This is a genomic window from Thermodesulfobium acidiphilum, from assembly GCF_003057965.1.
Lineage (GTDB): Bacteria > Thermodesulfobiota > Thermodesulfobiia > Thermodesulfobiales > Thermodesulfobiaceae > Thermodesulfobium > Thermodesulfobium acidiphilum.
Genome location: NZ_CP020921.1, coordinates 722,526 through 741,898, shown reverse-complemented (window position 1 = coordinate 741,898; position 19,373 = coordinate 722,526). Strand labels below are relative to the sequence as shown.

Genomic DNA, 19,373 nt, shown 5'->3' with positions numbered 1-19,373 from the left:
AATATGTAAAATATGTAAAATTTATGATTGTTTTATGTAGGGTTTATAATATTCTTATGAAAATTTTTAAAGGTAACATTATACTAATAATAATTTTAATGTTTGCAGATCTTTTCTCCTTTTATCTAAGTTTATTTTTGGCTTATGAGATTAGATATATTCTTTTCTACCTTTTACCTGGAAAACTTGTTCCTATGTCATTTCCATTTTCTTCTTTCATAAAAATGTGGTGGATGCCTACTATAACAATAGTCCTTATATGGGCAACAAACCTTTACACAAAAAGATTGCCTTTTTGGATTGAGGCATCAAACTTAATTAAGATTCTTACTTTAAATTCAGTTTTGATATTTGCTATGGTATCTTTAGGGAAGCTTCTTGATGAGGTTTCAAGAGGTGTACTTATACTATTTTGGCTAATTAGCCTTTTCTTGTTCCCTCTGATAAGACTCGCAGTAAAATTAACTTTGTTCAACTTTGATTTTTTTAAAGAGAGAATACTATTTTTAGGAGCAGGAAAAACCGCAAAAGATAGCGCTTCTGGTTTGATAAGCGATAAATATTTAGGATATCATCTGGTAGGTTTTTTGGATGACGACAGGGAAAAATGGGGAAATTTGCTAGAAATATGCGGCAAAAACTATAAAGTTTTCGGCGGCATCGTTCACTTTAAAAAATTTGTGAAAAAATTAAGTATTTCGACTATTATAATAGCTATACCATCTCTTGATGCTCAATCATCTTCGAAACTTGTTGGCAAAGTACAACTATTGGTAAATAAGGTCATAGTAGTCCCGGATTTCAAAGGAGTTGCGCTTCTAAATTCTGAATTATTAACTCTCTTTGATCAAAGATTATTTTTAATCAGCATAAAGAACAATTTAAAATCCAAAATTAATCAGATTATAAAAAGACTATTTGATTTAGCATTGTGTTTGGCTGCATCGTGGTTAATCATACCTATTATAATTATAATAGCTTTATTAATAAAAAGAGATTCAAAAGGACCTGTATTTTTTATTCAAGAGCGCGTTGGAAAACACGGCAAACCATTCAAGTGTATAAAATTCAGATCGATGGTATTAAATTCTGACGAGGTATTAAATGACTATCTTAATAAATACCCTGAGAAAAAATTAGAATGGCAAAAGTTTAAAAAAATTAAAGGCTTTGATCCAAGAGTTACAAAATTTGGCAGATTTCTTAGAAAAACTTCTCTTGATGAACTCCCTCAAATTTTTAATGTCATAAAAGGTGAAATGAGTCTTGTGGGTCCAAGACCATACTTATTTTCCGAAGTTTATGAAATGCAAGACTATAAAGAAACAATATTTCTCACGGTCCCAGGGATCACAGGTTTGTGGCAGATTTCTGGCAGAAGTGAGCTTAATTTCAATGAGAGGTTAAACATTGACGTATGGTACATTTTAAATTGGTCTGTATGGCTTGATTTAGAAATATTATTTAAAACCTTTTCAGCAGTAATTAAAAGAGAAGGAGCATATTAATTATTTTTGAAATAAAAAACTCTACAAAAAAATAGTTTTTATGTTAACAGTTAAATTTATTATATAGTAAAATATAATTTTGTTATGGATCATAATGATATAGAAAAATCAGAAGAATTAAAGATTCTCCTACTAACTGTTAGCGAACTAATGTTTGCAATAGTTGCAATTCTTGCTCTTAGATTTCTTGATCAACCAATTTACTTCAGTACAACTAAAACAGTAATATTTATTTCCACAACCATAGGCGGTTCTCTTTTTATTCTTACATACTTTCTTGGCAGAAAATTTGATTTTATTAAAGATATGGGAAATCAAATACAATCTTTTGTATTCAGAGATATTGGGGCACTTGAAATTTTCTATCTTGCTATGCTGTCTTCATTCTGCGAAGAAATCTTTTTTAGAGGTCTTTTACAAAGACTTTTCGACGTCCCTTTTGCTGCTTTAGTATTTGGATTGTTTCACATGTCAGAATGGACCAACAAAGGCATGGCAAATGCAATGTACCTTGCATTTTTAGGACTTTGCTTTGGACTTTTGTATAACTATACAAACACTATCACAGCTCCCATAATAGCTCACTTTTCTGTAAAATTTTGCATTGGTATTGCAAACTACTGGCTTGATCCTAATAGGCTTTAGAATAAAGAAAGATATAAACGGATAAAATAATCTCCAAATCCATATGAAATTATACAGCCAAGCACTAAAAATGGACCAAAGGGTATAGGTTCACCCCTCTTAATAATACCAAGGATCCTAAAAACAATACCAATTATACTACCAAGGAAAAATGCCATAAAAAAACCAAAAAAGGAATGAAACACTCCTAAAAAGCAAGACATTGAGATAGAATATTTTGTATCTCCTCCCCCCATCCCACCATTTGTAACTATAGAAACCCCATAAAAGAGTAAAAATACTCCAGCAGCGACAATAAATGACTCTATAAGATTACCTCGAAGAGCAGCAATCCCAATAGCAGGAATCAAAGATAGCAAGGAAAAGGAATCTGGGATCAAAAGAGTTTCAAGATCAGTAAAAAATATCCCAAGCGAAGCGGTAAAAAACCAGGCATGTAAAAGAAACTCCAAACTAATCCCCCAATCCAAATAACATACTAAAAAAATCATAACTTCTAGAATTTCTACTATCAGATATCTTATTGGTATGGTCTCTTTACAATAAAAACATTTTCCACCTAAAAATATATATGACAAAATAGGAATATTCATATACCATTTTAGAGAATTGCCACACTTAGGACATCGAGATGGCGGACGTAGTATTGACTGTTCTCTGGGAAGTCTATAAATGAGCATATTTAAAAAGCTGCCAAACACAGCACCGCAAATAACAACAAAAGCAAACTCCATAAATAAATACCTCCAAAAAAGCTAAAAAAAGTCTAATTTTTCTTTAATTAGCAAAAAATATAATTAGATATTATAATTTAAAAGTTGCTAAAAAATTTAGTTATATAAATTTTAGGAGAAAAAAATGAAAAGAATAGCAAGCATTTTATTCCCTTTACTTTTTGTTTTTATTTTATCAGGTTGCAACAATCCTGTAACTAATGGGAATATCAATCCCCCAGCACAACCAAAAAAAGAAATAAGCTCAAAGTCGGTTGAATTATTATTTCCAAGAGAAAATGAGAATCCTGTACCAGTTCTAGTTAACCTTTATAACAGTGCAAAGAAAAAGATTGATGTTGCAATATACAGTTTTACACAACCAGAAATTTTAAAAGCGTTGACTAATGCCAAAAAAAGAGGTGTTGAAGTAAGGGTAATAGTTGACAGAGAGCAAGCAAATAACAATGTAATGAAACACGCCGTTAATACTCTTTTAATTGATAAAATTCCTGTTAAAGTAAATACCCATACCGGGCTTATGCATCTAAAAATGAGTATAATAGACGATTCTATAGCCACTACAGGAAGCTACAATTATACAAAATCTGCAACTGATACTAATGATGAAATGTTTGTGGTTATAAAAGATCCAGCTTTCGCAAAAAAATGTGAGGACTATTTTAATAAAATGTGGAATGACAATATGAATTTTAGAAACCTTACACTTTAAGTTGCACCACATTAAAATTCAGGAGGAAAAATGAAATTTTTAAAATTCTTTTTTTTACTTTTTGTTTTACCCATTGTATTATCATCAGGAAACAGTTCTTATGCTGATGTAAACAGGGTCATCTCTGTGCTTGACTCTATTGAACCTCAGACGTTCGTTTTACAAATTTCAGGATACAGAATAAATGGGACCTTTCAGGTATGGGCAACTAAAGATAAAGTTAGAGTTGACGGACCATTTATTATCGGAGACGGCAGCGCTGTGATAAATGTTGCAGATAACCAGTACTTTTTTAACTCTCATCTCCTTCATATAGCGTACTTAATGTCAAGAAAAGATCTTGAAAAATATGCCGATAGAACTTTTAATTATCTATTCTTCCCTACAGAAGGGGGTCAAATTGCATCATCAGCTACACTAGAGGGAACTGATACGCTAAATATTGGGCCCTGTCATGTATATACGTTTAGCAGAGAGAATCTAAATTTTACTGTCTGGATAGAGGACTATACTTCATGGATAAGAAAAATATACATCCAATCCCCCAAAGGAGATACAACTGTCGTAATTACCGACATCTCTGTTGGAAGAGAAATCCCCTCATCTACGTTTGAAATTCCTTCCTGGACATACACAATAAACGGCGTTCCAAAATAAACAATTCAGGGCATAACACCCTGAATTGTAGATAAAAACTATCTAATTATAATCTTGCCAACTTTTTTAAATACATCCAATCTACTTTTCCACTCGTTCAATAAGTCTTTGCTATAAGGCTCAACCAAAGCCGCACTTTCATCAAGCGTTCTGTCATTTCTAAAATTTTGCCAATACCACATAGTAGCTCCTTCAATCTCAAATAGCATCTTCGTTAAAACTTCAATACTATGAAATCTTGGAAAAATCGTAGTGCGAAGTTCATAAGTTGAGGGAGTATCCTTTTCTAATAGATAACGAATGGTAATTTTCGTTTTTTCTCCATTCCCCTGTACCAAATCATATTTTTCAAATGGTACCTTAAAATCAACTGCCCAAAAATCCACCAGACCTCTTCTGTCCCAATCAAAAACCTTTTCAGGAAAAGAACCATTTGTATCAATTTTAATTAAAAAATCCATTATCCTAGCTTTCTTTACAAAATCCTCTAATTCTTTACCGTGTAGGAAGGGCTCTCCACCAGATATAACCACTGCATCTATTTTTCTTTTTCTTTTTTCAAGAAAATTTAGAATTTTTTCAATGTTAATAACCTCTAAGTTGTTGGGCAAAACAAGATCAAAATTATGACAATATGGACATCTAAAGTTACAGCCTTCAGTAAAAAGAACAGTAGAAAGCTTATCAGGATAATCTATAAAAGAGAGTTTAATCCACCCTTTAAACAAATTTATCTTACTACCAATCTATGAATAGAATATTTGTTAATATCATACTCTACTCTATTTCTAAACTCTTCTTTCTTTCCCTTGTTCCACATCCTTACAGGTCTATAATACCCTACCACCCTTGAATATACCTCTGTTTCTTGATTGCACTTTGGACAAACAAAGTGTTCTCCTGCAATATATCCATGGGTTGGACATATAGAAAAGGTAGGCGTAAGCGTAAGATAAGGGAAAGAGTAATTTTCAAATGCCTTCTTTATAAATTGTTTTGCAGCTTCAGGAGTAGGAGACTCTGGCAAAAATGTGTGAATAACTGTGCCTCCTGTATAAAGCTTTTGTAATTCCTCCTGGTGATCCATTACCTCAAACGGATCTTCTGTATAATTTACCGGTAAATGAGTTGAATTCGTATAATACGGTTCACTTTCTCCTGAGGTAATAATATCAGGATATTTTTTCTTGTCATGCCTTGCAAGTCTATAAGATGTTCCTTCTGCAGGAGTGGCCTCCAAATTATATAAATTACCAGTCTCTTCTTGATAGCTAGCTAATTTTTCTCTCATATGTTTTAGAACTTTGATAGCAAAACTCTTCCCCTTCTCGGTAGCAATAGATGCTCCCAAGAAATTTAAGCAAGCTTCATTCATCCCTACAAGGCCAATTGTAGAAAAGTGATTAGAAAATGAGCCTAGATATCTTCTGGTATACGGCAACAAGCCATTCTTAAGATTTCTTTCCACTACCTTTCTCTTTATCTCAAGAGAAGTTTTTGCAAGGTTCATAACCTTATCAAGTCTTGCAAAAAATTCGCTTTCGCTCTTAGAAAGATATCCAATCCTAGGCAGATTGATAGTTACTACACCTATTGATCCAGTTTTATCTCCAGAACCAAAAAGTCCTCCACACCTTTTCCTGAGTTCTTTTAGATCTAGCTGTAGTCTACAACACATGCTTCTAATATCTGAAGGCTTAAGATCAGAGTTTATAAAATTTTGAAAATATGGAACGCCATATTTTGCCGTTAAATCAAATAATAGATCTGTATTCTCGCTTTCCCAGGGAAAGTTATTAGTAATGTTGTATGTAGGAATTGGGAATGAAAATATTCTTCCATCATAATCGCCTTCCAGCATTACTTCTATGTATGCTCTATTTATCATATCCATTTCTTTCTGATAATCGCCGTAAGTGCCATATTCAGGGCACTCTTTCCCTCCTATTATAACAGGCCTGTTCATCATGTCTTCTGGAACAGTCCAATCAAAAGTAAAGTTAATAAAAGGAGGTTGAGATCCCCATCTGGAAGGCACATTCATTGCAAAAACCATCTGCTGAATTATCTGTTTTACATTCTTATAATCCAGATCATCAGCCCTTACAAAAGGTGCAAGAAATGTATCTACAGAATTAAATGCCTGTGCACCTGCAAATTCCATCTGCATTGTACCAAGAAAATTAACCATTTGCCCGGTAAGAGCAGAGAGATGTTTTGCTGGACCTGCTGCGACTTTACCCGGAACACCTCCAAACCCTTCTCTTAGAAGATCTTCCAGAGACCAACCTGCACAATAAGCTGTAATACCATAGGACAGATCGTGAATATGCATATCTGCGTTTACGTGAGCATCTTTTACTTCATCAGGATAAATACGATTCAAAGTATAATGTGCCATGACCGATCCAGCAGCGTGAAGAACTAAACCCGGATAAGAGTATGTAGTATTAGAGTTTTCATTTGTTCTCCAATCTTCCTGATGAAGATAGTCTTGAATTATGTGCTCTATATCCACAGCACAAGAAAGATTTTCTCTAGCTTCCTGTCTCTTTCTTCTATAAAGAATATAAGCCTTTGCAACTTTTGCAAAACCATTTTCTATCAAGACCTCTTCTACAACGTCTTGAATCCTTTCAATATCTACTACTTCTTGTTCTCTATATTGACGATATAATTTCTTAGAAACCCTAGCTGCTAATTCCTTTTCTGCACCAAGGTGTTCTCCAACAGCTTTGAAAGCTTTTGCAATTGCCCTTTCAATTCTAAAGATATCAAATGGTACAACCCTGCCATCTCTCTTTTTTACATATTCAGGAGAAAGTATTACAGTTTCATCAGAATTGTTATCTATATTTTTTTTCGAACCCTCTTCGTAAATTTCATGGGTAACAAACCTCTTCCCACAAGAAAGGCATTCTCTCTTCCTTCTTATAACACCACTTTCTTCTACAAATCGAGTGTCGATAACTTTAGAATCGTTCGAATCACAATAAGGACATTTCATCTTCCTACCCCTTCTTTCTAAATTTTTAAAAAATAAACTCAAGTAATAACTATATATAGTTTGTCACACTATATATAGTTTGTCAATACGGTTTTCTCTATGTTTCCCAAAATAAGTATATAAAACATTTATTTATATAATATATATAACTGCAATAAATTATATTAATTACAAAAAATTACCTTTTTATAAAATTTCTAATATAATAAAGTCATGTATCTATTGATTTGACTATTACCATCGGGTATAAAGAAATACCAAATAAACAGGTGGAGGTTTTTAAATGTGGAATGAAAGGATGGCAAAAAGAACAAATTTATTTGAAAGCTCCGTTATAAGAGAACTTTTAAAACTTACAGCTAAAAAGGATTTAATATCCTTTGCTGGTGGGTTACCAGGTCCAGAAACTTTTCCAGTTGAAGAGTTCAGAGAAGCATCAAACAAGGTTCTTAAAGATAATGGGATACAGGCCCTGCAGTATACAATTACCGAAGGATATCCTCCTCTAAGAGAATTTTTAGCTTCATATCTTTCAAAAAAGGGCATAAAATGTAATGCAAAAAATATACTTTTAACCAACGGATCTCAGCAAGCACTTGACCTGATAGCAAAGGTAATGTGCGATCCTGGTGATCATATTCTTTTAGAAGAACCTTCATATCTTGGAGCAATACAGGCATTTACAGCCTATGAAACAAAATTCATTACCATACCAATAGATAAAAATGGCACCTTAACAAATTTTTTGGAAGAGAAAGTAAAAAAATACAACCCAAAATTTGTTTATCTTTTACCAAATTTTCACAATCCAGCAGGGGTTACATTGTCACTTGATAGAAGAAAAGAAGTGATTGAAGTTGCAAACAAAACAGGCACTTTAATAATTGAAGACGACCCTTACGGAGATTTAAGATATACAGGAGAAAGCCTTAGTCCTATAAAATCATTTGATACTAACGATAACGTAATTTATCTGGGCACCTTTTCAAAAGTTTTATCTCCCGGCGTAAGAATTGGCTGGATAGTAGCACCAGATAATATAATGATAAAATTAGTTGAAGCAAAGCAAGGCACAGATCTTTGCTCCAGTCCTTTTATTCACATGGTAGTTTATGAGTTATGTAAAAATAACATTCTTGACATCCAAATCCCAAAAATAAAGAAGATTTATGGTGAAAGATGCAAATTGATGTTAGATGCTATAGAAAAATATTTTCCAGAGGGATCTGATTGGACCAAACCTGAGGGCGGATTATTTATCTGGGTTCAATTACAGGAAAAATATAATACTAAAGAATTGTTTACTAAAGCTATTGAAAAAAACGTAGCATACGTTCCGGGATTTTGCTTCTATGCCAATGGTGGCGGAGAAAACACAATGAGATTAAATTTTTCTAATGCACAAAACGATATGATAGAGGTCGGCATCAAGAGATTATCAGAGATTTTCTAATCTTAGAATTTTAAAACACACCCTCGAAGAAATTATAAAGAGGGTGTGTTTTTTATTGTCTATATATCTATTTTAAAGCTATCTCAAGAATATTCAAACCCTTTTCAAATTCCTCATTTGAAATAATCAAAGGTGGAGCAATTCTCAAGGTATCAGTCCCCAACATATTAACAAAAAGGCCTAATTCAAACGCTCTATTAAAAACTTCTTCTGTCTTTTTCACAGGATCGATCCCCCAAAGAAGGCCCATTCCTCTATAATCCTTTAGTAATCCTTCTTTCAACCATTTGTCAAAAACTTCATCGGCCAACTTTCCCAATTTTGCCACATGTTCAACAATTTTATCTCTTTCTATAATCTCAAGAACTTTTAAGCTAACAGAGCAAATTAAAGGGGATCCTCCAAAAGTAGTAGCGTGTTGTCCATATTTCAAATGCGATGCTACGCTATCCCTCGCTAATACTGCACCAATAGGAACACCTGTACCCAGTCCCTTTGCAAGGCTGACAATATCAGGAGTTATTTCATAGTGTTCATAACAAAACATCTTTCCAGTTCTCGCTATGCCTGCTTGCACTTCATCTAAGATAAGTAGAATATCCTTTTGATCGCATATTTCTCTGACTCTCTTTACGAATTTTTTTGGCAAAACGAAAATGCCCATACCCTCAACAGGCATTGTTTCCATTATTACAGCCGCTAAATTCTCTTCATTTTCTAATATATCTAAAAATTTATCCAGATTGTCCATAGGCCCAAAAACTACACCAGGCACAAGTGGCCTAAATGGCTCCTGATATTTCTCTTGACCTGTCACAGAAAGTGCACCAAAGGTTCTGCCATGAAATGAACCTTCAAAAGCAAGAAATTTATTCTTTTCAGGAATGCCTTTAGAAAAGTGGTAAGCTCTAGCTATCTTTAGAGCACCTTCATTTGCTTCTGCCCCAGAATTACAGAAAAATACCTTTCCCAGACCAGAAAGGTCTACTAATTTCTTTGCAAGAAGGATTTGATTTGGGTGATAAAATAAATTGCTTGCATGAATCAGTGTATGAGCTTGTTTATGAAGAATTTCTGCAATTTCTGGATGAGAGTGACCAAGAGAACAAACTGATATACCTCCTATAAAATCAAGATATTTCTTGTCCTCAATGTCTTTTAAATACACCCCCTCACCGCTTGCCAAAACTACAGGATATCTTTTATAAGTTTGCAAATGAACCTTGTGTTCCAGCTCTATCCACTCTTCAGATTTCATAACACACCTCTTTGATTATTTGATTTAATAATTATACAATAAAGTTAAAATATTACTGTTGATTTAACACTAATTAGTGTAGTAGAATAATAGTTGTTACTTATAAAAATAAGTATATATTAGTAATTTTAGGAGGACATTATGTGTTTAGCTGTTCCAATGAAAGTCAAATCGATCGAAAACGACATGGCTACTGTCGATTATATGGGAACAGAAACCAAGGCCTGTACAGCTTTTCTACCAGAAGTTAAAGTAGGAGATTATGTACTGGTGCATGCAGGATTTGCAATGGAGATTCTTGATGAAGAATCAGCACTTGAAGCCTTAAAACTATGGAAAGAACTTGAAGATTTGTCTCCCGAAAAAAAAGAACCAAAATTAGTTGAGGAAAAAAGCATTGAATTGGCTTGATGAGTTCAAATCTCCAGAAATATCACAAAAAATATTAGATCAAATAAAAGAATTTGATTTTCCATATACCTTTATGGAGGTTTGCGGAACACATACAGTAAGTATCTTAAGATCTGGAATTAAATTTCTACTTCCCAAAAACATCAAACACATTTCAGGACCTGGTTGTCCAGTTTGCGTAACATCGCAGGGTGACTGTGATCTTGCTATTTTAGCTGCTTCGATCCCAAATATCTGTATAACAACTTTTGGTGATATGCTAAAAGTCCCTGGATCAAAGTCAAATCTAGCTCAAGCAAGATCTGAAGGCAAACATGTAGAGGTCGTTTATGGACCTTTAGATGCCTTGAAGTATGCTGCAGAGCATCCCGAAACTGAAGTTATTTTCCTCGGAATAGGCTTTGAAACAACAGCTCCAACGATAGCAGCTACTATAAAAAAAGCAAAAGAACAAAATATTGATAACTTCAGTGTTCTCTCATTCCACAAAGTTGTTCCTCCAGCGCTTGATGCACTCCTATCTACAAATCCAAAAATTGATGGCTTCATTTATCCTGGCCACGTAAGTACTGTAATCGGGACAAAACCTTATAGGGGTATCTTAAAAAAATTTAATAAGGGTGGAGTGGTAGCAGGATTTGATCCAGTTGATATACTTTCAGCTATATTAGAGTTACTAAAAATGCAAAAAGACAATCAACCAAAAGTAGTAAACAACTATAGCAGAGCAGTAAAGGATGAAGGAAACGTTAACGCCATGAATTTTATAAACGAAGTATTCGTTACTGAAGACGCTGAGTGGAGAGGCATGGGAACAATACCAAATAGTGGGCTAGGATTTAGAGATGAATATAAAAAATTTTGTGCCAAAACGAAATTTAATCTCAAAAGTAAAAAAAGCCCCGATCCACCAGGCTGCAGGTGTGGAGAAGTTCTACAGGGATTAATAGAACCATATGAATGCCCACTCTTTGGAAAAGCTTGTACTCCTATTAGGCCAGTAGGTCCATGCATGGTATCTACCGAAGGTTCATGTGCAGCTCATTATAAGTATGGAAAAATATAAATAAAAAATACCTTTTAACACCAAATCATTGATATGGGAGGAAACTAATGTCGAATATAATTACGCTTGCGCATGGAGCGGGTGGGAGACTTACCTCAGAATTAATTGAAAATGTTTTCTCAATATATCTAGAAAAGCCTTTAAAGTTTGATGATGCTGCAGTTTTAGATTTTTCAGGTAGAGAAAACGAACTTACCTTTTGCACTGATGTTCATCTAGTAAAGCCAATCTTTTTTCCTGGTGGAAATCTTTCGCTACTTGCTATATACGGTACTATCAATGACCTAGTAGCTATGGGGTCAAAACCTCTTTATCTAACTCTAGGATGGATAATAGAAGAAGGAGTCGAAATTAGTCTAATTAAAGAACTTGCTAATGAAATTAAAAAAGCATCAGATGAATGCAACGTAAAGGTTGTTGCAGGAGACACAAAAGTAGTCCCCAAAGGGCAAGGAGATGGAGTTTACTTAAGCGTATCCGGTGTAGGACAAAAAAAATCTACTTTATCAATTAACTCTAGAAATATCAAAGAAAACGACGTTTTCATCATTACAGGAACTATTGCTGATCACGGCTGCGCTATTATGCTTGCTAGAGAAGATTTTCCCCTAAAGTCAAACATAAAAAGCGACTGCGCCTGCCTTGACAAGCTTATTTTACCTGCAGTAGAAAGGTTTCAAAACGAAATACACGCAATGAGGGATCCCACAAGAGGAGGCCTTTCTACAGTCTTAAACGAGTTTGCTTCATCTTCAAATATTTGCATTGAAGTAGATGAAGCAAAGGTCCCAATAAAGGATGAAATCTATGGTCTTCTTGATCCTTTAGGTCTTGACCCGTTTACTATGACTTGCGAAGGGAAGATGCTCATAGCATGTTCTCCAGATATCGCTGAGGAACTACTAAACATGCTAAAGTCTCATCCACTTGGAAAGGATGCTGCTATAATAGGCACAGCAACTAATAAGGTATCACGAAGAGTTATTCTTAACACAAAGATAGGCGGCAAAAGATTCCTGGATATGCCAATAGGTGAAAACTTGCCCAGAATATGTTAATCAAAATCTACCGCTAAAATCTCTTCCTTCAATTTGCGAAATATAATATTCGAATAAGTGTTGCTTTGATTCTTTTGAAGTTCTCACCACTCCTAGAGATCTTTTTGCAATACTTAAAAGATCGTCAATGCTTTCAGCTACCAGCACTCCTGTCGATCTGAAGGTTTCTATCTTGCTCTGGACGCTACCCATCTTTCCATAAACAATTGCCCCCGCATGTCCCATTCTCTTACCTTCAGGCGCACTTGCACCAGAAATAAAAGCTACAACAGGCTTCGTCATTTCTCTAATAAATTCACATGCGTCTTCTTCGTCAGTACCGCCAATTTCCCCAATTAAAAATACCAATTCAGTTTGAGAATCTCTTTCAAAAAGCATGAGAATGTCTTTAAATGTTGTACCAATAACAGGATCCCCACCGATCCCAACTACAGTGGACTGACCAATCCCATTGGAGGTCAGCATATAAGAAATTTCATAAGTGAGTGTGCCTGATCTTGATACTATTCCTACAGAACCTGGCATAAAGGCATTTGCAGGCATAATTCCTGCTTTACATACACCTGGCACTATCAATCCTGGGCAATTAGGGCCAATTAGCCTTATATCTTTTTTTGTTTTTAAAAAGCTATATACATCTGCCATCTCATGTAAACTTACGCCTTCTGTAATGCATATTATTAATTTAATTTTCGCAAATATTGCTTCAAATATAGCATCCTGACATGCAAATGGAGGAACAAAAATTACACTAACATTTGCGCCGGTCTTTTTTACTGCTTCTTCAACAGAGTCAAAAATTGGTATTTTATCTAAAAATAAAGTCCCGCCCTTTTTTGGAGTAACCCCTGCTACGACTTTGCTCGGGTAGTTTAACATCTGTTCTGCATGAAAAGAACCTTCTCTGCCCGTAATACCCTGTACCAGAATTTTACTTCTTTTATCTAAAAGAATACTCAAATTGACACCTCCAACAAACGATTTATTGATTAACTAACTCTACTATCTTTTTAGCACCATCTCTCAAAGACGAAACTATTTCAAATCTTCCCCGAAGCATTTCTAATCCCTCTTCAGCTTTAGTTCCAGAAAGCCTTACTACTACTGGAAGATTTAATTTCTGCTCTTCCTCAAATTCTAATAAGCCTTTTGCTACTTCATCAGCTCTTGTAATTCCACCAAATACGTTTATTAAGATACCTTTCGGTTGCCTTTGCTCTACTAAAAATTTAAGTGCGCTTTTAACCCTCTCAGCTTTTGCTCCGCCTCCAATATCTAAAAAGTTAGCACATTTTCCACCTGCTCTGGTTACAGAGTCAATAGTAGCTAAAACTAATCCTGCACCATTTCCTAAAATTCCAATATCTCCCTCTAAAGGTACGAATGAAAAGCCTAAATTTCTTGCCTTTATTTCAGATTGTTCAAGAAAAGCCTCAAATTCGGGATGCTTATAAAGGGCATTATCGTCAAACTCCACCTTTGCATCTGCACAAATTAGTTCTTTATCTTTCGTGATAACAAGAGGATTTATTTCAAGTATTACAAGGTCTTTTTCAACAAAAATTTTATACGCACTTTTTATAAACTGGTTTAATATGCTATAAAGTTCAAAATCTTTTATCAAGTTTCTTATCATAAAATCCTTTAAACCTATAATTGGATCTATCTTAACTTTATTAATAGCATCAGGTTTTACCTCAGCAAGCTGCTCTATGTCAACTCCGCCTTCTTTGCAAAAAACCATCATATATCTTCTAGAAGGTCTATAGAAAATCACGCTAAAATAAAGTTCTCTGTCAATATCTATTAGCTCTTCTGCAAGCACTTTGTTAACTTTCTCCCCTTTTATTTCCATAGAAAAAAGTTTTTCAAGACTACTTTTTAACTCATTTAAATCCTTTACTTTCAAAACTCCCCCAGCCTTCCCTCTACCTCCAACTTTTACCTGTGCCTTTAGAATGCATGGTAAATTTAATTTCTTAATCATTTGCCCCATATTTTCTTTTTCAACAAGGACCCCTTCTGGTACTTTCAAATATTGATTTAAAATACTTTTAGCCTGATATTCAAAAAGTCTCATTAATTCACCCCTTATTAAAATACAAATTCTATAGAACCTTTAGCCTCCAAGATCTCCTTGCCTAATTGTTTCCCTATATCAAATGCGCTTTTGTTCAACTCTATTGTTGCTTTTGGCACCCTGTTTAAAATAGCTTTCAATAAGGTTTCTTCGCCAATTAAAGGATATACAACAGAAATGGTTCCAAGGGCAGCTATGTTTGATGCTAGTTCTTTGCCTATCCTATCTCTTACCGTTTTTGATATAGGAGCACTGAAATAAATAATATTTTCTTCTCTTTTTTCCACTTCAACGTAAGTAGAATCGAACAATATAACAGAACCATTTTTAACGTCTTTTTTATATTTATCATATGCCTTTTGTGACATAGCAAGCAAAAAGTCAGCTAGATATACTTTCGGATAATCTATCTCTGTATCAGAAATGATGCAGTCTGCCTTACTTGCCCCTCCTCTTGACTCTGGTCCATACGATTGGCTCTGTAAAACCCTGTATCCATCGTAGAGGGCAGCCTCAGCATATATGATAGCTGCAAGTATCAGACCCTGACCCCCAGTTCCGGCAAATCTTAGTTCCTTTGTCACTGGGCACCTCCTCTAAATTTCATTATGCGCTCTCTAACTACTTTATTTAGCTCTACATCTTCTTTTTCTTTTATTAGTTCACCTATCACAATCTTTCCTTGTAACTCATCGCTTCCCATATTCTGAGCCACCTTAAATGGCACAGAAATATCTTTCATATATTTGAGCATCGAAGCAGGATCAGGAAACTTATTTCTTCTCCCATAATTCACTGGACACTGTGTAAAAGTTTCTACAAAAGAAAAACCGTGATGTTTTATAGCGCTCGCATAAAGTTCAGTCATAAGTGAGACATGATATGTAGTAGCCCTTGCCACATAAGTGGCTCCTGCACCGATAGCGAGATTACAAAAATCAAATGCTCGTGCAAAATTTCCATACGGCGTGGTAGTAGATAACATAGATTGGGGAGTAGTAGGTGAACTTTGTCCACCTGTCATACCATATATCTGATTATTTAAAACAATTGCAGTTATATCAATATTTCTTCGACAGGCGTGTATAAAGTGATTGCCGCCAATAGCCAAAGCATCTCCATCGCCCATTATCACGATGACTTTTACGTCATCTCTAACAAGCCTCAATCCGGTTGCAAAAGCTAGAGCCCTACCGTGAGTAGTATGAACAGTACTAAAATCTAAGTATCCCACTACTCTAGAAGCACAACCGATGCCAGAGAGTATAACTGTCCTATCCTTATCAATCTTTACCCTATCAAAAGCCCTGAGAAGCGCACCAAGGGCAATACCGTGTCCACAACCAGGGCACCACATATGAGGCAATCTATCCATTCTTAGATATCTTTTAACAAGCTCCCCAATCATTTTGAGATCACCTCATTTACAGTGTTGTATATGATATCTGGAGTAATAAGCTCTCCTTTTATGCCTTGAATCAAAGTTACATTACAATTTTCTACAATCGATCTCCTTACCTCAAGTACCATTTGGCCCATACTCATTTCTGCCACAATTATATTTTTAACGTTCTTTGATAGTTCCCTCACTCTTTTCGAGGGAAATGGCCATACCGTAATTGGTCTAAAAAAGCCAACTCTAACGTTGTTCTTTCTAAGTTCTCTTACAGCACGTAAACTTGATCTGGCAACCGAACCATAAGAAATAACTATCACTTCAGCATCTTCTGTATACCTTTCGTCATAAGAAGTTATCTCATCTTCAACTGCATCTACTTTATTGTGCAATCTTTTAATCAAGAACTCTGTTTTTTCAGGATTCTCTACAGGAAAGCCTAACTCATCGTGCACTAGACCTGTAACGTTGAACCTGTAGCCTGTTCCAAGAGGTGGCAATTTTGCTCCCTTATCTATCTCAACTCTATAAGGTCGATATCCTTCTTTTTCCTCAGGAAATGGACCACGTTCGGGAATCTGAACAACATCTTTAATATTATCAATGTCTATACCTTCTCTCATGTGAGCTACTACCTCATCAAGAAGTAAAACTACTACAGATGAAATCCTCTCAGACCAATAAAACGCTCTTACAACTTCAGTAAAACATTCTTCAACAGAAAATGGTGCAAATGAAACCATTGGATGATCTCCATGTGTCCCCCATCTTACCTGCATATAATCAGATTGAGATGGTGCTGTCGCTATTCCTGTACTTGGCCCCATTCTCTGTACATTTACAATGATAACTGACACTTCTGCCATTATTGCATAACCAATATTTTCCTGCATAAGAGAAAAACCAGGACCACTAGTTGCACTCATAGCTCTAAACCCGCCTAATGATGCACCAATACAAGCCGCTATCGAAGATATTTCATCCTCCATCTGGATAAAAACTCCCCCAACCTTTGGTAGATCTCTTGCACACATTTCTGCTATCTCTGTAGAAGGAGTAATTGGATATCCTGCAAAAAATTTTAGTCCTGCTTTAATTGCTCCGTAAACCACTGCTTCATTACCCTGAATTAGTTTTGCGCTCATTTTTTTTCACCTTTTTCAACAAGTTCTATCGCAAAATCTGGACATCTTAACTCACACTGATAGCAATTTATACACTTCTCGGGATCAGTTACTCTACACTTTCTCTGCTCATCGAATTCAAGAATGTTTGCCGGACAAAATTCTATACATATCCCGCACCCCTTGCAAAAAGCCCTGTTTACCACAGGTTCTAGACGAGAACTTTGTGACATAACTTCCCCTTTCAAACAAAATATAATGTTTTGTATTGTTAATAAATAAGCTATATACAAAATTATATTACTAAAAGTACTATTACCTTATTTACATATTTTATAATATCCATTAAAAAAACTTTTGTTTCTATTGTATTAGGTGATTTTATTAGGCTATTTACATCTCAAACGAAATGTCGCCATGTTTTTTTATGTAATTTACAATTCCGCCTTCATCTATTATTGATTGAATTCTGATATCCAGGGGAGGAAAATTTAGCTTATAACTATCTCTCCTTTCTCTTAAAACGCCCTTTTCGAGATCTATTGTGATGTCGTCTCCATCAAAAATTTTTGATGTATCTACAATAATTACAGGAAGACCAATATTGATAGCATTTCTGAAAAATATTCTGGCAAAGGATTTTGCTACTACTGCCTTTACACCGCTCATTTTTAATACTATAGGAGCATGCTCTCTTGAGGAACCTATGCCAAAATTGCTACCGCCCACCAGTATTACACCGTTCTTTGCTTTTTCGTAAAAGTTTTCCACTACATCTTCAAGGGTATGTTCAGATAGCTTTTTCAGATCTGATCTTAAATGAAAATATCTTCCCGGAATTATATGATCTGTGGATATATTGTCTTGAACTTTTATTACTCTTCCCGATATAATCAATTTTCAGTCCTCCTAAAATAAATTTACTCCTGATAACTAAATGTCAAACTCTCTTGGATCGGTAATATATCCTGTAATCGCAGAGGCTGCTGCTGTAAGTGGCGAAGACAGGTATATATATGAATCAGGGTTTCCCATTCTGCCACGAAAATTTCTATTTGACGTGGCAAGTGCTACTTCGTTGTCGCCCAAGATTCCTTCATGAACGCCTACACAGGGTCCACATCCTGGTGCCATTATGCTCGCCCCAGAATTTACCAAAGTTTCAATAATACCTTCTTTGATAGCATCCAGATATACTTTCTTTGATGCGGGAACCACTATCAGCCTTACGCCCTTTGCGACGCTCTTTCCCTTCAATATCTTTGCAGCCATCCTTAAATCCTCCAGCCTGCCATTCGTGCAAGAGCCTAAAAAAACCTGATTTATTTTTATATCTTTTAGATTCTTTGCTCTCCTTGCAGTGTGCACATAATGAGGGACGCTCACCATCGGCTCAATCTCATCAAGTTTGAACTCCAGTCTATCGATGTATTCCGCATCCGGATCAGGCTTTAATTCTTTAAAGTCTTCAAATCGATTGTTTTTTTCAAGAAATTCTCTCGTAACCTCATCAGATGGGAATATCCCAACCTTTGCACCACACTCAATTGCCATATTTGATATCGTCAATCTATCATAAATTGAAATATTTTCTATATCTCCTGAAAATTCCAGCGCTTGATAGCTAGCACCATTCGATCCGAAATACTTTACAATGGATATAATAATATCCTTTCCAGTGATGTATTTAGGCATCTTGCCAATAAGTTTTATGAGTATACTCTCAGGAATTCTAAACCAGTTCTTTCCAAGTCCCATAGACACAGCTATATCGGTAGAACCCATACCAGTAGCAAAAGCTCCAAGAGCACCACCTGTACACGTGTGGGAATCTGCACCAACAACTATGTCAAAGGGCCTTACAAGAGACTCTATTGCTATTTGATGACAAACGCCTTCTCCCACATCGTATATTTTACAACCCAATTTTGAAGCCATTGTTCTTAAATATATATGATCATTTGATAACTCCTTTCTTGGGGAAGGAGCAGCATGATCTAAAAATATAGCGGTATTCTCGGAAAATGCCAGACTATCCTTTTCAAGCTTTTCAAATTGTCTAAAGGATAAAGGTCCTGTACCATCCTGAACGTAAACCAGATCAACAGGCACAATTATCATCATCCCTGATTTTACATCACTTTCAATCTTCCTTTCAAAGATCTTTTGTACCATAGTTTTGGCCAAACCTTTCACGTCCTTTCAATTTTCTGTTAATTAATTATAAAAGATATTTTTAATATAATACTAGAAGATAGTTAAAA

Annotated in this window: 20 protein-coding genes; 8 read left to right on the top strand and 12 right to left on the bottom strand. The window is 35.1% G+C overall.

Annotated features, from left to right (window positions below; translation table 11 throughout):
- The first annotated feature begins 56 nt into the window (after positions 1–56).
- Positions 57–1,508, top strand: coding sequence for an undecaprenyl-phosphate galactose phosphotransferase WbaP (gene wbaP, locus TDSAC_RS03870; protein WP_234405760.1), 1,452 nt, complete (start codon positions 57–59; stop codon positions 1,506–1,508).
- Between the two features lie 84 nt (positions 1,509–1,592).
- Positions 1,593–2,153 (top strand): CPBP family intramembrane glutamic endopeptidase, encoded by a 561-nt coding sequence (locus tag TDSAC_RS03865; RefSeq protein ID WP_108308965.1) that lies wholly within the window; start codon positions 1,593–1,595, stop codon positions 2,151–2,153.
- On the opposite strand, the gene TDSAC_RS03860 is transcribed toward TDSAC_RS03865, so the two are convergent.
- A complete protein-coding gene (locus TDSAC_RS03860) occupies positions 2,150–2,887 on the bottom strand; it encodes a prepilin peptidase (RefSeq protein WP_108308964.1) in 738 nt (245 codons plus the stop codon). The genes TDSAC_RS03865 and TDSAC_RS03860 overlap by 4 nt on opposite strands.
- A 124-nt stretch (positions 2,888–3,011) precedes the next feature.
- On the opposite strand from TDSAC_RS03860, the gene TDSAC_RS03855 reads away from it, so the two are divergent.
- On the top strand, positions 3,012–3,599 hold the full coding sequence (locus tag TDSAC_RS03855; RefSeq protein ID WP_108308963.1) for a phospholipase D-like domain-containing protein: 588 nt from the start codon (positions 3,012–3,014) through the stop codon (positions 3,597–3,599).
- 30 nt (positions 3,600–3,629) lie between these two features.
- Positions 3,630–4,256 carry a LolA-like protein gene (locus TDSAC_RS03850; RefSeq protein ID WP_108308962.1) on the top strand — a complete coding sequence of 209 codons (627 nt, stop codon included), beginning with the start codon at positions 3,630–3,632 and terminating at the stop codon, positions 4,254–4,256.
- Positions 4,257–4,294: 38 nt separating this feature from the next.
- Here TDSAC_RS03850 and TDSAC_RS03845 read toward each other — a convergent pair whose 3' ends face one another.
- Together TDSAC_RS03845 and TDSAC_RS03840 are read right to left on the bottom strand one after the other, a co-directional pair.
- Positions 4,295–4,984 (bottom strand): anaerobic ribonucleoside-triphosphate reductase activating protein, encoded by a 690-nt coding sequence (locus TDSAC_RS03845; protein WP_199919905.1) that lies wholly within the window; start codon positions 4,982–4,984, stop codon positions 4,295–4,297.
- 2 nt (positions 4,985–4,986) lie between these two features.
- Positions 4,987–7,263 carry a ribonucleoside triphosphate reductase gene (locus TDSAC_RS03840; RefSeq protein WP_234405759.1) on the bottom strand — a complete coding sequence of 759 codons (2,277 nt, stop codon included), beginning with the start codon at positions 7,261–7,263 and terminating at the stop codon, positions 4,987–4,989.
- Between the two features lie 283 nt (positions 7,264–7,546).
- On the opposite strand from TDSAC_RS03840, the gene TDSAC_RS03835 reads away from it, so the two are divergent.
- On the top strand, positions 7,547–8,716 hold the full coding sequence (locus TDSAC_RS03835; RefSeq protein ID WP_108308960.1) for an aminotransferase-like domain-containing protein: 1,170 nt from the start codon (positions 7,547–7,549) through the stop codon (positions 8,714–8,716).
- Between the two features lie 67 nt (positions 8,717–8,783).
- On the opposite strand, the gene TDSAC_RS03830 is transcribed toward TDSAC_RS03835, so the two are convergent.
- Entirely contained in the window at positions 8,784–9,974 is a 1,191-nt protein-coding gene (locus TDSAC_RS03830; protein ID WP_108308959.1) for an aspartate aminotransferase family protein, read from the bottom strand.
- A gap of 141 nt (positions 9,975–10,115) precedes the next feature.
- Between TDSAC_RS03830 and TDSAC_RS03825 the strand changes: the two genes are divergently transcribed.
- Genes TDSAC_RS03825 through hypE form a run of 3 tightly spaced genes read left to right on the top strand, consistent with a single transcriptional unit; the run spans position 10,116 to position 12,509 of the window.
- Positions 10,116–10,385 (top strand): HypC/HybG/HupF family hydrogenase formation chaperone, encoded by a 270-nt coding sequence (locus TDSAC_RS03825; RefSeq protein ID WP_108308958.1) that lies wholly within the window; start codon positions 10,116–10,118, stop codon positions 10,383–10,385.
- Positions 10,372–11,451, top strand: a complete 1,080-nt coding sequence (gene hypD, locus TDSAC_RS03820) for a hydrogenase formation protein HypD (RefSeq protein ID WP_108308957.1) — start codon at positions 10,372–10,374, stop codon at positions 11,449–11,451. Before TDSAC_RS03825 ends, hypD begins: the two co-directional genes overlap by 14 nt.
- 47 nt (positions 11,452–11,498) lie before the next feature.
- Positions 11,499–12,509: a hydrogenase expression/formation protein HypE gene (gene hypE, locus TDSAC_RS03815; protein WP_108308956.1), complete on the top strand. Its 1,011-nt coding sequence runs from the start codon at positions 11,499–11,501 to the stop codon at positions 12,507–12,509.
- Here hypE and sucD read toward each other — a convergent pair whose 3' ends face one another.
- The 8 genes from sucD to TDSAC_RS03775 form a co-directional block, all read right to left on the bottom strand.
- Positions 12,510–13,469 carry a succinate--CoA ligase subunit alpha gene (gene sucD, locus TDSAC_RS03810; protein ID WP_108308955.1) on the bottom strand — a complete coding sequence of 320 codons (960 nt, stop codon included), beginning with the start codon at positions 13,467–13,469 and terminating at the stop codon, positions 12,510–12,512.
- Positions 13,470–13,491: 22 nt separating this feature from the next.
- On the bottom strand, positions 13,492–14,589 hold the full coding sequence (gene sucC / locus TDSAC_RS03805) for an ADP-forming succinate--CoA ligase subunit beta (protein ID WP_108308954.1): 1,098 nt from the start codon (positions 14,587–14,589) through the stop codon (positions 13,492–13,494).
- A gap of 14 nt (positions 14,590–14,603) precedes the next feature.
- Positions 14,604–15,173: a 2-oxoacid:acceptor oxidoreductase family protein gene (locus tag TDSAC_RS03800; protein WP_108308953.1), complete on the bottom strand. Its 570-nt coding sequence runs from the start codon at positions 15,171–15,173 to the stop codon at positions 14,604–14,606.
- Positions 15,170–15,997 carry a thiamine pyrophosphate-dependent enzyme gene (locus TDSAC_RS03795; protein WP_108308952.1) on the bottom strand — a complete coding sequence of 276 codons (828 nt, stop codon included), beginning with the start codon at positions 15,995–15,997 and terminating at the stop codon, positions 15,170–15,172. The genes TDSAC_RS03800 and TDSAC_RS03795 overlap by 4 nt, the downstream gene beginning before the upstream one ends.
- On the bottom strand, positions 15,994–17,130 hold the full coding sequence (locus TDSAC_RS03790) for a 2-oxoacid:acceptor oxidoreductase subunit alpha (protein ID WP_108308951.1): 1,137 nt from the start codon (positions 17,128–17,130) through the stop codon (positions 15,994–15,996). The genes TDSAC_RS03795 and TDSAC_RS03790 overlap by 4 nt, the downstream gene beginning before the upstream one ends.
- On the bottom strand, positions 17,127–17,342 hold the full coding sequence (locus tag TDSAC_RS03785) for a 4Fe-4S dicluster domain-containing protein (RefSeq protein ID WP_108308950.1): 216 nt from the start codon (positions 17,340–17,342) through the stop codon (positions 17,127–17,129). Before TDSAC_RS03785 ends, TDSAC_RS03790 begins: the two co-directional genes overlap by 4 nt.
- A gap of 160 nt (positions 17,343–17,502) precedes the next feature.
- Positions 17,503–18,003: a LeuD/DmdB family oxidoreductase small subunit gene (locus TDSAC_RS03780; RefSeq protein WP_422822122.1), complete on the bottom strand. Its 501-nt coding sequence runs from the start codon at positions 18,001–18,003 to the stop codon at positions 17,503–17,505.
- Between the two features lie 39 nt (positions 18,004–18,042).
- Positions 18,043–19,296 (bottom strand): 3-isopropylmalate dehydratase large subunit, encoded by a 1,254-nt coding sequence (locus TDSAC_RS03775; protein WP_234405758.1) that lies wholly within the window; start codon positions 19,294–19,296, stop codon positions 18,043–18,045.
- Positions 19,297–19,373: the final 77 nt, after the last annotated feature.